At 32.2% G+C, this 12625-nt stretch carries 15 protein-coding genes and 1 pseudogene; 14 read left to right on the top strand and 2 right to left on the bottom strand.

All coding sequences use genetic code 11. The features are described from left to right. Positions 1-25: 25 nt before the first annotated feature. Positions 26-1480 (top strand): glutamate synthase subunit beta, encoded by a 1455-nt coding sequence (locus tag GKZ88_RS00345; protein ID WP_155100418.1) that lies wholly within the window; start codon positions 26-28, stop codon positions 1478-1480. Positions 1481-1539: 59 nt separating this feature from the next. Here GKZ88_RS00345 and GKZ88_RS00340 read toward each other — a convergent pair whose 3' ends face one another. Further along, positions 1540-1764 carry a hypothetical protein gene (locus GKZ88_RS00340; RefSeq protein ID WP_155100417.1) on the bottom strand — a complete coding sequence of 75 codons (225 nt, stop codon included), beginning with the start codon at positions 1762-1764 and terminating at the stop codon, positions 1540-1542. A gap of 247 nt (positions 1765-2011) precedes the next feature. On the opposite strand from GKZ88_RS00340, the pseudogene lysA reads away from it, so the two are divergent. From lysA to GKZ88_RS00325, 3 genes and pseudogenes are all read left to right on the top strand, one after another. Next, positions 2012-3238 (top strand): annotated as a pseudogene (lysA, locus tag GKZ88_RS00335) (diaminopimelate decarboxylase); the annotation flags it as partial. 291 nt (positions 3239-3529) lie between these two features. After that, positions 3530-4015, top strand: a complete 486-nt coding sequence (locus GKZ88_RS00330; RefSeq protein ID WP_155100415.1) for a hypothetical protein — start codon at positions 3530-3532, stop codon at positions 4013-4015. A gap of 314 nt (positions 4016-4329) precedes the next feature. Then, positions 4330-4881: a hypothetical protein gene (locus GKZ88_RS00325; protein ID WP_155100414.1), complete on the top strand. Its 552-nt coding sequence runs from the start codon at positions 4330-4332 to the stop codon at positions 4879-4881. Between the two features lie 202 nt (positions 4882-5083). Here the strand turns inward: GKZ88_RS00325 and GKZ88_RS00320 are convergent, their stop codons facing one another. Beyond that, the gene (locus GKZ88_RS00320) at positions 5084-6292 is read right to left on the bottom strand and encodes an MFS transporter (RefSeq protein ID WP_155100413.1); all 1209 of its coding nucleotides are present in this window, start codon (positions 6290-6292) and stop codon (positions 5084-5086) included. A gap of 100 nt (positions 6293-6392) precedes the next feature. Between GKZ88_RS00320 and GKZ88_RS00315 the strand changes: the two genes are divergently transcribed. From GKZ88_RS00315 to GKZ88_RS00270, 10 genes are all read left to right on the top strand, one after another. Further along, entirely contained in the window at positions 6393-7211 is an 819-nt protein-coding gene (locus GKZ88_RS00315) for a helix-turn-helix transcriptional regulator (protein WP_155100412.1), read from the top strand. Positions 7212-7344: 133 nt separating this feature from the next. After that, complete coding sequence (locus GKZ88_RS00310) at positions 7345-7704, top strand: hypothetical protein (protein WP_155100411.1); 360 nt, start codon at positions 7345-7347, stop codon at positions 7702-7704. Then, a complete protein-coding gene (locus GKZ88_RS00305; protein WP_155100410.1) occupies positions 7701-8645 on the top strand; it encodes a hypothetical protein in 945 nt (314 codons plus the stop codon). Before GKZ88_RS00310 ends, GKZ88_RS00305 begins: the two co-directional genes overlap by 4 nt. A 34-nt stretch (positions 8646-8679) precedes the next feature. Next, complete coding sequence (locus GKZ88_RS00300) at positions 8680-9129, top strand: hypothetical protein (protein WP_155100409.1); 450 nt, start codon at positions 8680-8682, stop codon at positions 9127-9129. 15 nt (positions 9130-9144) lie between these two features. Further along, positions 9145-9612 (top strand): DinB family protein, encoded by a 468-nt coding sequence (locus tag GKZ88_RS00295; RefSeq protein WP_155100408.1) that lies wholly within the window; start codon positions 9145-9147, stop codon positions 9610-9612. 19 nt (positions 9613-9631) lie between these two features. Then, positions 9632-10093, top strand: a complete 462-nt coding sequence (locus GKZ88_RS00290) for an RDD family protein (RefSeq protein ID WP_155100407.1) — start codon at positions 9632-9634, stop codon at positions 10091-10093. A gap of 244 nt (positions 10094-10337) precedes the next feature. After that, entirely contained in the window at positions 10338-10685 is a 348-nt protein-coding gene (locus tag GKZ88_RS00285; RefSeq protein WP_155100406.1) for a hypothetical protein, read from the top strand. Between the two features lie 77 nt (positions 10686-10762). Next, positions 10763-11230: a DUF1572 domain-containing protein gene (locus tag GKZ88_RS00280; protein ID WP_155100405.1), complete on the top strand. Its 468-nt coding sequence runs from the start codon at positions 10763-10765 to the stop codon at positions 11228-11230. Between the two features lie 26 nt (positions 11231-11256). Further along, the gene (locus GKZ88_RS00275; RefSeq protein ID WP_155100404.1) at positions 11257-11964 is read left to right on the top strand and encodes a hypothetical protein; all 708 of its coding nucleotides are present in this window, start codon (positions 11257-11259) and stop codon (positions 11962-11964) included. Beyond that, positions 11945-12433: a DUF2947 family protein gene (locus GKZ88_RS00270; RefSeq protein WP_155100403.1), complete on the top strand. Its 489-nt coding sequence runs from the start codon at positions 11945-11947 to the stop codon at positions 12431-12433. The genes GKZ88_RS00275 and GKZ88_RS00270 overlap by 20 nt, the downstream gene beginning before the upstream one ends. Positions 12434-12625 lie beyond the last annotated feature (192 nt).

Genomic DNA, 12625 nt, shown 5'->3' with positions numbered 1-12625 from the left:
AAATTGGAATTTAATTTAAAATGTCATGGGTAAAATAGGCGGATTTAAAGAATATAACAGAGCCGATGAAAGTAATTTAGCAGTAGCAGAACGTGTTTCGAACTACAACGAATTTACTATTCCATTAGCAAAAGATAAAGTAAAAGAACAAGGTTCAAGATGTATGGATTGTGGTATTCCTTTTTGCCACAGTGGTTGTCCGTTAGGAAATTTAATTCCTGACTTCAACGACATGGTACATCAGGAAGAATGGCAGAGTGCATTAGAGATTTTACAATCGACTAATAACTTTCCTGAATTTACAGGACGCTTATGCCCTGCTCCATGTGAGAAATCATGTGTATTAGGAATCATCAAAGATCCAGTTTCTATCGAAAACATTGAGAAAAACATTGTTGAAATTGGTTTTGCTGAAGGATGGATCAAACCGCAGCCACCAAAAAAGAGAACGGGTAAAACTGTTGCTGTTATTGGTTCAGGACCTGCAGGATTAGCTGCAGCACAGCAATTAAACAGAGCGGGACACACCGTTACTGTTTTTGAAAGAGACAATGCAATTGGAGGTTTATTACGTTACGGAATTCCGAATTTCAAATTAGAAAAAGGAATTATCGACAGACGTGTAGCGATCCTTGAAGCAGAAGGAATCACTTTCAAAACTGACGTAAATGTTGGTGTAAACTTCAGCGTAGCAGAATTAAATGCTTTTGATTCTATCGTTTTATGCGGAGGAGCAACAGAAAGAAGAAGTTTACCAACTAAAGGAATCGAAAGCAAAGGCGTTGTTCAGGCAATGGATTTCTTAACACAGCAAACTAAAGTTTTATACGGAGAATCAATTCCAGATCAGGTAAAAGCAACTGGTAAAGATGTTATCGTTATTGGTGGTGGTGATACAGGTTCTGACTGTGTTGGAACTTCAAACAGACACGGAGCAAAATCAGTAACTAACTTTGAGATTTTACCAAAACCTCCAGTTGGAAGAAGCGAGTCAACTCCTTGGCCTTTCTGGCCGTTGCAGTTAAAAACATCTTCTTCTCACGAAGAAGGATGTGACAGAAACTGGCTAATCAATACGAAAGAATTCATTTCTAACGATAAAGGCGAATTAACTGGATTAAAAACGGTTGAAGTACAATGGAAAATGACTCCAGGTCAGCGTCCAGAATTAATCGAGAAAGAAGGTTCTGAGAAAATCTGGCCTTGCGATTTAGCTTTATTGGCTCTTGGATTTACAGGTCCGGAGAAAACATTAAGCGAGCAATTAGGCTTGGAAATTGATTTCAGAAGCAACTACAAAGCGCATAATTATCAGACAAATGTTCCTCACATTTTCACTGCAGGTGATATGAGAAGAGGACAATCATTAATCGTGTGGGCTATTTCAGAAGGTCGCGAAGCAGCAAGAGAGGTAGATTTGTTCTTAATGGGCTCTACAAACTTGCCTACTAAAGGAAAAGGAGATTTACCTAGCCTATAATTTTAGGTTCTAAGATGCTGAGATGCTAAGGTTCTAAGTTTTTTTTCCTTGCATTTTATTTAATCTTTATTCCTATAAACAACATAACTACTAGCAAACCCTTGAATTAATAATTCAGGGGTTTTGTTTTTTTGAAGCATCACAATTGGCATTTTAATAAACATGGTTCCCGCTTTCGGCTTTATCTCTCCTCCCGATAGCCATCGGGATTCGAGGATACCGCCTCTATCGGGGCTAAATTCAAATATTTGGCTTCTTTTAAAAATTGGGACAAAAAAATCCATCTAATCAGTTTAATCTGTGGCAAAAAAATAATTTCAACTACATTTAAGAATGAGTTAAATTCGTGAATTCGTGGCAAAAAAACTTTGTATCTTTGGGCATTTACCAATTTGTATCTAATTTCTAGTTGTAAAAATCCGAAATAAGCAACTTTTTGTTTAAAAATAAACAATTTGTTATAATTTGTTATTTTTCTACAATTAATTTGCAGTTACTCAAAAGTGTAATAACTTTGCCCAAAATGATTTAAAAATGCAAGCAAAAGATTTACTGCAGTTAGCAGACCAATTTGGAAGTCCATTATATGTTTATGATGCCGAAAAAATCCAATCTCAGTACAACAGGTTAACTAAAGCTTTCTCTAAGGTAGAAAACTTAAGAGTTAATTACGCCATGAAGGCATTGTCAAACGTTGCGATTCTTCAGTTATTAAAGAACATGGGGTCTGGTTTAGATACTGTATCAATTCAGGAAGTTCAGTTAGGACTTCATGCTGGCTATGATCCTGAAAAAATATTTTTTACACCAAACGGAGTTTCTTTAGAAGAAATTGAAGAAGTTGCCGCAATGGGTGTCCAAATCAATATCGACAATTTATCTATTCTGGAGCAATTCGGAACAAAACATCCACATATTCCAGTATGTATTCGTATCAATCCACACGTAATGGCGGGTGGAAATGCTAATATTTCTGTTGGACATATTGATAGTAAATTCGGAATTTCTGTGCATCAGATTCCGCATATATTGCGAATTGTTGAAAATACAAAAATGAGTATTGTTGGAATTCACATGCACACAGGATCTGATATTTTAGATATCGAAGTATTCTTGTATGCTGCTGAAATCTTGTTTGATACGGCTAAACATTTCAAAGATCTACAATTCTTAGATTTCGGAAGCGGCTTCAAAGTTCCTTACAAAAAAGATGATATCGAAACAGACATCGAAGAATTAGGTAAAAAATTATCTAAAAGATTCAATGCTTTCTGTGCAGAATATGGAAGAGATTTAACGCTGATTTTCGAACCAGGAAAATTCTTGGTGAGCGAAGCAGGTTTCTTCTTAGCAAAAGTAAACGTAGTAAAACAAACAACCTCAACAGTTTTCGCCGGAATCGACAGTGGTTTCAACCACTTAATCCGTCCGATGTTTTACGGTTCTTCACATTATATTGAAAACATTTCTAATCCAAAAGGAAAAGAGCGTTTTTACTCAGTTGTAGGATACATTTGCGAAACAGATACTTTTGCCAATAACCGCAGAATCTCTGAAATTACTGAAGGCGATATTTTAGCTTTCAGAAACGCTGGAGCATATTGTTTCTCAATGTCTTCGAACTACAATTCAAGATACAAACCAGCCGAAGTTTTATGGATGAACGGTCAGGGAATCTTAATTCGCCAAGCTGAGACATTCGAAGATTTACTTAAAAATCAAATTCCGTTGCCACAAGAAATTGCTGCAACAGTTTAAAAATAAAAAAAAAGAGAATATCTATTTAATCCCGTTTCTTAATTGAGGCGGGATTTTTTTTGTTTCTCGCGGATTAGGCAGATTAAACAGATTTATTTCTTTATCTTTTTGTCAGGCTGAGCGAAGTCGAAAAAAATTCAAATCCCTACAAAGAGATTTTACCACTTTTATCCCTTCACGAGGGCATACATTCATCTCTTGAATACCATCTAAGTGACAAGAATATGGATGAATTTAATCAATACTAAAAATAATTTAATATCTTCCGTCTAAACTTCTGAAACCTCCAAAATGAATTTTGAAGTACTTAATATACGCAAAATAGACTCTTCAACAGGAAATTTCAAATTAAATGAAGATTATATTCTTTCTTATGATCATTTTGATGGTTGGTCAGAAAGATTGTTGAGTTTAGGGATTTATATCGACATCATTTTTGAATGTAAAGTTCGCTTACATTTTCGTGATAAAAATATGGAAAAATTCGAAAAACAATTTGAATGTGAAATACCTGCTGAGATTAAGAGCATAATTTTAGAAATACAAAAAATAGATAATTTTGCATTAAAACATTATTACGCTGATATATTTTTGGAAGATCAAGCTAATCAGGATTACGTTATTAATCATTTGGGTAAATCACATAATATCCGAATAGGAAATTTGTTGAAAAAACCAAAATCTGAAAACTCTTCTGAAAAATCATTTTTTGTTTTAATTGATCTCTTTACAAAATGGAGGGAAGATATTTATCAGGAATGTTTCCAATCTTTGTAGAGCAACTTACGAAGATTTCTCCTTCTTCTAAATGACAAGATTACTGATAATTGGGATTTAAAGTCTAAACAATTTAAGTATTCCCTTCACACAGTACTTTCTGTTATATCTTTCGTTTAATTTCACTTCACAAAATAGTATCGTCTCTATCCTAATCTTTAAAAAGTATTCTGTAAGACAAAAAAAACACATTTGATCATCTACAATAAAAAATAACTATTTTAGACAACTTTATTGGAATACTTAAGTCATCTATGGCTCATTTACAAAAGTTAATTAAAAAATTATAATCCTTAAACCAAACAAATAATTCTATGAAAAAAAACTTCATAAAAATACTGGCATTAATTTTACTGACTCTAAATTCTTGTTCAGTAGCAAATTTACCTTCGAAAAACATTCCCAAAAAACTAAATCTTGAAAACGACAATGGCATATCAATTGGAGCACTCGCATTTGATAAAGCCGGGTCAACAATTGATAATAGTTATTATTTTTTCTATTCTAATATTAAAAAACTCGATAGCCCAAAAGAAAACCATATCAAAATAATTCCTTCACAAACAGTTTATATGCATTTCAAACCGGATTTTTTTGATGGTGAAAAAGCTATTTATTATTTCAAAATCGAAAAACCGAAAGGAAAATATAAATTTTATGCAATCAGAACGACTAGAGAAGGTGTTCAAAATTTTACAATTCAAACAGACACAATCAATATACCTTTTGAGATTGAAAAAGGAAAAATTAAATATATTGGAGAGATTTACTTTAAAAAAGACAGGAAAGTTGAATTAATTGATAAATCTAAAAGAGATTTAGACACTTTAAAAGTTAAATTTCCATCTTTAGAAATTTACAAATAAATTGTCAAAGGTTCAATTATCCTCAAGAGTATTCAGGGGTTAAGTATTTCATAAACTTTACATACATGACCCCAACAATCGCACTAATCACAATAAAAAAACACACATAATTTTCCAATCCAGAAAGCTATGTGTGTTTTAAACAAATGAAATTCCTTTTTCAAGACAATCCAATTCCTATGTCTCTATGTGTTTAAAAGAATTAAACTTTCTTCTTTCCCTCAATATTTGGCAAGAAACCAGTAATAATCCCAATCAAAGGCAGAAACGCACAAATTTTGAAAACATATTCTATACTTGTTGCATCGGCTATTTTTCCTAGAACTGCTGAACCTAAACCTCCCATTCCGAATGCAAATCCAAAGAAAAGACCGGCTACTAAACCCACTTTTCCTGGCAATAATTCGGTTGCGTAAACTAGAATTGCAGAGAATGCCGAAGAAAGAATCAATCCGATAATGACAGATAAAGTTCCGACCCAAAATAAAGACACATACGGCAACATCAAGGTAAATGGAGCAACGCCCAAAATTGAAACCCAGATTACATATTTTCTTCCAACACGGTCGCCAATTGGTCCGCCAATTAAGGTTCCTGCTGCAACGGCTCCAGAAAACAAAAACAAATAGATTTGAGACTGCTGAATCGAAATATGGAATTTATCAATTAAAAAGAACGTATAATAACTCGTAATACTGCTCATGTAAAAATATTTAGAGAAAATCAAAACCAATAAAATAATCAAAGAACCAATCACTCTGTTTTTTGACAAATGATGTGTTTCGATTTTATGCGCTGCTTTATTGGCATTTCTTTCAGACAAATGTTCCGTGTACCAAAGCGCAATTTTGTACAAAGCAAAAATTCCGACTAAAGCGATAATACAAAACCAAGCCACATAACTTTGTCCGTGCGGAATGATAATAAAGGCTGCCAATAAAGGTCCGATGGCACTTCCGGCATTTCCTCCCAATTGAAAAATAGACTGCGCCAATCCTTTTTTACCGCCCGAAGCCAAATGTGCTACTCTCGAAGATTCTGGATGAAAAATTGAAGATCCTATTCCTATTAAACTTACTGATAATAATAGAAAAGTGAAACTAGAAGCAATAGACACCAGAAATAATCCGGTCATGGTGAAACACATTCCAATAATAAGCGAATAGGGTTTTGAATTTTTATCCGTATACATTCCCACAAAAGGCTGTAAAATTGAAGCAACGATTTGATAGGTAAAAGTGATAATTCCGATTTGAGAAAAACTCAGTCCGAAATTTTCTTTAATAAGCGGGTAAATTGACGGAACTACAGCTTGTAAAAGATCATTAATTAAATGCGAAAAACTGATTATAAAAAGTATTGAATACGTTGTTTTTTTAATTACTTCTGGTTGTACTTTAACGGTTTCCATGAGTTGTTTTTAGGTTAATCTTCATTTTAAAAATAACAGCTGTATTATTTTTTTACAAAATTGAAATAAATTATAATGTCAAAATTGCTATATTTGGACAATGAATAATCAGATTCGGACATATCGAATGGCACAGGATTATGGATACCAAGTTGATCCATCGATACCTGTTATAGGTTATACCGAAACGGTAAACAATGAAATGTGTATTTCGCACTCGCATCCCAGAGCGCAGCTTATTTATGCTACGCGCGGTGTCATGCATGTTGTGGTTGGCAACCATATTTGGGTTGTAAATCCGCTGCAGGGGTTGTGGCTTCCGGGCGGTGTCGAACATCAGGTTACTTTTCAGAAAGACGTTAATTACTACAGCGTTTTTATCGATCCGTCTGCGACCGAAGGATTGCCAACAAACAGTTTTTCTTTTGATATTCCGATGTTTTTAAAACAGCTGGTTTTCAAAATTATTTCTTTCGGAACCAATGGAAATTTAACCGATTCACAACGAAGAATCATCGCGGTTTTTCTGGATGAATTGGCTCAGATTGTACCAAGTGCTACTTTTTTACCGACGACAAATAATGAAAGATTACAAAAAGTTGTCGAGCTTTTATTAAACGATGTGGCGAGCAAACATACCATTGATCATTTTGCCGAACTTTCGTTTATGAGCAGCCGAACATTATCACGCTTATTTATCAAGGAATTAGGAATGAATTTTAGTGATTGGCGTACTCGTTTAAAACTAATCGAAGCCATTAAACGACTAGGCGAAAAACAATCCATAAAAGAAATCGCTTTAGATTTAGGCTATGAAACGGCCAGCGCTTTTATTTTTATGTTCAAAAAGCATTTAGGAAAAACGCCTTCTAATTATATTTTAGAAGATGAAAATGATACAGATAAAATATCAGCATAATTTTTTTTGATAAAGAATCAATCCAAAAAACTGGAATCAAAAATTGTTGAATTCTGTTTGAAGACTTCCCAATTTTATACCGCATTTAATATTATATTCGTGTAGAAAAATGTCATTATTAAAAACATACAAAATGAAACCACAAGTACGAATTCTTTTTTACTCCATTCTCTTCTTTTTATATCTTACAACAACTACTATTTTACTTACTGTTGGAGAAAAATTAAAAACAGATCCTTATAAAACTTTAGGCTGTGGTTTTGCCATTCTCAACTTAATTTATGCTTTCGTGGCTTTAAAATGGAATGTATTGCTTAATATAATCTGCTCGATCTCTATTGCTGCTTTGTCACTGTTTTTGGCCTTAAAATTTACCAATTTACATTTGGTAATAGATTATGATCCGTATCAGGTTAAAACTGCAATCTTTGCAAATGCCGTGTTTTCAATTATTTTTTGGGAAATCGTTTATCAGGTGAAAATTAGAAGATGATTTTTTCTTCTAAAAAACATAAAAAGCTTTTGGCTTTTGTATTTCTCTTAGCTAATACATTTAGTTATTCTCAGAAAAACAATCTCAATTGCTCCGATTTAAAGTTTAAAAATTATTACTATAAAGAGAAAAACACATTTAAAAATGGATCAATAAAATTATTTTCTGATAAAAACGGAAAGCGTCTTGATGTGCTGAACAAGTTGATTTTAAAAAACAGTGAATATCTTTTAGAACTAAACCTAAAAAATAACAGCATATCATTTCATAAACCCGATTCTATTTTTGATAATTCTGAAGAGAACAAAACATTTCAAAATTGGGTTGATCATCTTGATCTTTCTAAAATTTTCACTTTAGATGCTGAGTCAAAATCGTATCAAAAATTGTCTGAAGAAAGGCAACTTAATAATGAATCTGGAAGTCTTTCGACGGAAATTGTATGCTTAAATAAGATTCTTGTTTACAATATTGAATTAAATGATGGCAGAGATAAAGGATCACCATACAATGAATTTCTAAATATTGATTTGACTAAGATGGAATTAATCGATTTTAAATTATTAGTTCCAATTAATCAATTGAGTGGTTTTAACAAAGCAGTTCTCAATTATGCTAATGGTCATAAAAAAGAAATCGTAAATAATTATAAGGAAATAATAGCTAATGGTTTTGGCGATTTATTAGCTAGTTATCAGGATGCTTTTGAACAGCCCACCTATAATTTTAATAAAATAAATTGTAAAATTGATTCCTCAAATTTTTCTCACTTCAATTCTGAAGGCATTACTTTCACAGTTAATATCACGGATAAAAATTTAAATATGAACGAAGAAAGAGATCAAATTGGAGAATATGTTTCTGAAATAATTATTCCGTTTAAGGAAATTAAAAAGTATTTAGATAATAAGAATGTTTTATTTTCAAGTTTGATTAAATAGATCAATCAACATAATAAACTAAACCCCAAAAACCATGAAAATTACGATTCCCCTGTCGGCATTATTCCTATTTCTTACCACAAATTTATTCAGCCAAACCATCGCTGATTTAAAATTAAAACCTAAAGAAATTCCAAAAGCTTATACTTTTAATGACGGTAATATCTGCATTACGCCTCAAGCCTGCACTTTTTATAACGATATTGAAACGTACAGCAACATTGTTGGAACTGTAAAAAGCAAAGCCATTCAAAATTTTAGAAGTAAAGGCGACCGCGGTTCTATCATGTATTTTGAATTTGAACACGTATTTAAAGGCGATCGTTTTCTGCAAGGATTATTGTGGGGAAAAGACGGTCAGCCAACTGATGAACATCCAGAAGAATATGTCGCTAAAGGCAAATTTTTGATTATTTGGAGTTTTCGTCCAGACAGCGCTTTACGAGAAAAATCAGAAGCTAAAATTGAGGCACTTTTGCAGTAAACAACAATTCCAAAAATGAATAGAAAAGGTGCAGTTGGTGCATTACTCGACATTTACGAACAAGCAATTTTAGATCTTCAGAATGTGATTAAAAACATTCCTGATAATGCTTTGACAAACATTATAGACGAAAAAACAACAAACGAAGATTGTAAATCGGTACAGACCATTCTATCTCATGTTGTAAGTTCTGGCTACAGCTATGCTATAAGTATTCAAAATCTGAAAGGACATAATCTTCAACGGCCAGAAAAAATTTTTCACTTAACTATTGCCGAATATTTGAACGACCTAAAGAATGTTTTTGACTTTACTGAAAGTATTTTCAGAGAAATTAAAGACGAGGAATTAGAACAATATGATGATTCATTAAAAATAAAAACGGGCTGGGGACAGCTTTATGATATCGAACAACTAATGGAACATGCTATTGTACATATTTTGCGACACAAAAGACAAATTGAAAAATTAAAATCAATATAAGGCTTACAAAAACAAGCATATGAATCAAGAAAAAATAGTTACAAAACCAAATCTTAGAAAAAGAATGCTTGCGGGCTTAGTCGATTATACTTTGTTAATCGGAATGACCACGGTTATGTTTATTTATTTTGGAAAAAAGATCGATAACGGATATCAGCTAAATGGATTTCCAGCATTTCTAAACGCATTAATATGGTTTGGTTATTTGGTTGGTTTTGAATTGAAATTTGGAGGCACTCTTGGCAATCTAATGTTTGATTTACAAGTTGTTTCGATTCGAGATAATGACAATTCCAGTATAACCATTGGACAATCATTTAAAAGACACTTATTGGATATGTTCGATATTTGGTTCTTTGGAATATTTGGAATTTTATTAATTAAAAACACCAAATACAATCAAAGACTTGGTGATATTTGGGCACATACAATTGTAATAGATACAAAAGATGAAGAGCAGTTTTGCAAGCGCATTATTTGAAAAATATTCCAACCGCCAATATTTAATTTCAATTGCCTCCAGCTTTAGCTAGAGATTTATAAAATAAGTCCTAAAGAAGCTTTAGCCAAAAAACACTTCCTAAAAAAATGAATCAAACCGAAGCTCAAATAACGGATAAAGACATTAAAACCATAAAAAGAAAAGTAAAAAAACAAAAATTTACTTTTTTGTTTTTCCTGCATTTATTGCACTTTGGGCTTGGGGACTTAGTGATAAAGATTCTTTGTTTACGATATTAAATATCTTCATTTTTGTTTTTATTATACTAACTATCATTGCATTAGCATTTTCTTTAAAAAGGCTAAGCGTAACAAAAAATGACCTTACAGCACAAATTAAAATTGTAAGCACTTTTAAAGTAATTGACAAATATTACACGATACGAAAAAACAGCAGTTATTTTATTGCATTCGATTCAAAAGATATCCCAAAATATGAGGTTACAAAAAGAACTTATGAACTTATAAATATTGACGACTCGATTGAGATCGAATATTCAAAATTTGCTTTCTGGATTCTAAAAATCGAACATAACGGGAATGATATCGAAAATAAACAAAATGTTCAATAACCAATAAAACTGGAGTTTTTTTGTGCGTAATTTTTTATATTAGTATTTTGATTTTTTCCATATAAATTTATTTAACGATGAAAAATACAATAGAAATTGCCAATCGGTTTAGAGAAGTTATCTTAAACGGGACTTGGATTGCTAATACCAATTTTAAAGACCAGCTCGAAAATCTAGACTGGAAAATTGCGGTTAGTCCGATTCAAAATTTAAATACAATTGCAGTTCTGGCACAGCATATTCATTATTATATCACCGGAATAAATCAAGTCTTTAAAGGCGGAACACTGGATATAAAAGATCAATTTAGTTTTGACTTCCCTCCCATTCATTCGCAAGAACAATGGGATACTTTTCTAACTAAATTTTGGAATGATGCTGAAGAATTTGCTCTTTTGATTGAAAAAATGAACGATGAAAAAATCGATGACGTTTTTGTGGATGCCAAATACGGAACATACAAAAGAAATATCGAAGCTATGATTGAACATAGTTATTATCATTTGGGACAGATTGTTTTGATCAAAAAATTTCTAACGAATTAAATGCCTAATTCCTGCAAGTCAAAAAAATGAAAAAGTATCTTTTCGCTTTACTATTTTGTGCACAGTTTTCATTTTCGCAAAATACAGATCATCTAAATTCCGTTTTAAGACAGCTTAAACTAAAAGAAAGTCAAATAGACTTGGAACTTTTTACTGAAAAAGTGCTGCCATATGATAAAGCTAAAAGCGTATTAGTTATTCCAAAATATGCTTCTGAAGTTGCCGAAGATTATTTCGTATTAGACGCTTATATACTGATGATCGATAATACGACGGGGAAAATAATCTATAAATTTATGGAACCTAATGCTTGGACTTCAGATGCCGTAATTTTAACAGACATTTCGATTGATACAGGTTTGTACCTCTTAAACAAAAGTACAAGAGCCTTTGGAATCAGAGTAAATTATCGCAACCAAAGTCATCCGAATCCTTACAGCGAAAGCATCTTATCGTTGTATATTATCAATAAAAATGTATTAAAACCAGTGCTTCATAATTATACCATTTCACAATATGGCGGAGAATGGGACACTAACTGTGATGGAGAATCTGAAGAAAGCAATTCGGCTATTGATATTGATAAACTGCAGACCAATAATTTTAGTAATCTTATTGTAAAAACAAAGATTCTCCAAACAAAAAGCGCCTTTAAAAATGGTGATTGTATTTCTAAAAAAACGATAAAAACTGAAACCTCTAAACTGCTTTTTAATGGAAAAGAGTATAAATAAATATGAAGCTCTGGAAAAATTCTATTATTTTGAAAAAGAATATTGTTACCCAGTTTTAACTGTTACTGACAAACCTCAAATAAAAGCTTTAACAGATCACTATTGTTCTCAACTTTGGAATGAATATGTTTCAGAAACCAAGCATCACCTGATGCTTGTAAATGACCTCAAAGATTGGAAAATAAAAAATGAGATTAAAAAAGAGTATAATTGGCAAAAGGACTGGAACAATAATATCATTGAAGCATTCGAAGAAAATATAAAACCTTTACTAGACTGGAAAGATGAAGACCCTGTCTTCTTTTTTTGGAACAAATTTTCTGGGATAGAAACTACATGGAGTTTGATTTGTAAATACTGGATTTCATTTTTATATGAAGATGAAGCCAATATTTTAGTGAGTCCTAAAAGCAAAAATGTGATTATTTTAAGTGTAAATGGGAATTTGACGATTGCTGAAAGAGAGTGATATTCTTATGAAAAACAAAATGAACTAATCTAGCCCCGATAGAGCCGATATCCTCGCAGTGGAACGGAGAGATAAAGGCGAAAGCGGGACTGAAGGTTCTTATGAAAACATCCGTTTCTGCTCCTTAAATAAATTAGAAAAAAGGCATAGTTGTTGAAAGTTAAAAAGATATATTTACACCTTCAAAAAATA

This window comes from Flavobacterium sp. LC2016-01 (genome assembly GCF_009711135.1).
Lineage (GTDB): Bacteria > Bacteroidota > Bacteroidia > Flavobacteriales > Flavobacteriaceae > Flavobacterium.
This window is presented reverse-complemented; position numbering and strand designations above follow the sequence as displayed.

What these genes read in the sequence shown, in the direction of transcription:
- GKZ88_RS00345 (WP_155100418.1), top strand. Translation starts at nt 26, where the DNA reads ATGGGTAAAATAGGCGGATTTAAAGAATATAACAGAGCCGATGAAAGT.
- GKZ88_RS00340 (WP_155100417.1), bottom strand. Translation starts at nt 1,764, where the DNA reads ATGGATTTTTTTGTCCCAATTTTTAAAAGAAGCCAAATATTTGAATTT.
- GKZ88_RS00330 (WP_155100415.1), top strand. Translation starts at nt 3,530, where the DNA reads ATGAATTTTGAAGTACTTAATATACGCAAAATAGACTCTTCAACAGGA.
- GKZ88_RS00325 (WP_155100414.1), top strand. Translation starts at nt 4,330, where the DNA reads ATGAAAAAAAACTTCATAAAAATACTGGCATTAATTTTACTGACTCTA.
- GKZ88_RS00320 (WP_155100413.1), bottom strand. Translation starts at nt 6,292, where the DNA reads ATGGAAACCGTTAAAGTACAACCAGAAGTAATTAAAAAAACAACGTAT.
- GKZ88_RS00315 (WP_155100412.1), top strand. Translation starts at nt 6,393, where the DNA reads ATGAATAATCAGATTCGGACATATCGAATGGCACAGGATTATGGATAC.
- GKZ88_RS00310 (WP_155100411.1), top strand. Translation starts at nt 7,345, where the DNA reads ATGAAACCACAAGTACGAATTCTTTTTTACTCCATTCTCTTCTTTTTA.
- GKZ88_RS00305 (WP_155100410.1), top strand. Translation starts at nt 7,701, where the DNA reads ATGATTTTTTCTTCTAAAAAACATAAAAAGCTTTTGGCTTTTGTATTT.
- GKZ88_RS00300 (WP_155100409.1), top strand. Translation starts at nt 8,680, where the DNA reads ATGAAAATTACGATTCCCCTGTCGGCATTATTCCTATTTCTTACCACA.
- GKZ88_RS00295 (WP_155100408.1), top strand. Translation starts at nt 9,145, where the DNA reads ATGAATAGAAAAGGTGCAGTTGGTGCATTACTCGACATTTACGAACAA.
- GKZ88_RS00290 (WP_155100407.1), top strand. Translation starts at nt 9,632, where the DNA reads ATGAATCAAGAAAAAATAGTTACAAAACCAAATCTTAGAAAAAGAATG.
- GKZ88_RS00280 (WP_155100405.1), top strand. Translation starts at nt 10,763, where the DNA reads ATGAAAAATACAATAGAAATTGCCAATCGGTTTAGAGAAGTTATCTTA.
- GKZ88_RS00275 (WP_155100404.1), top strand. Translation starts at nt 11,257, where the DNA reads ATGAAAAAGTATCTTTTCGCTTTACTATTTTGTGCACAGTTTTCATTT.
- GKZ88_RS00270 (WP_155100403.1), top strand. Translation starts at nt 11,945, where the DNA reads ATGGAAAAGAGTATAAATAAATATGAAGCTCTGGAAAAATTCTATTAT.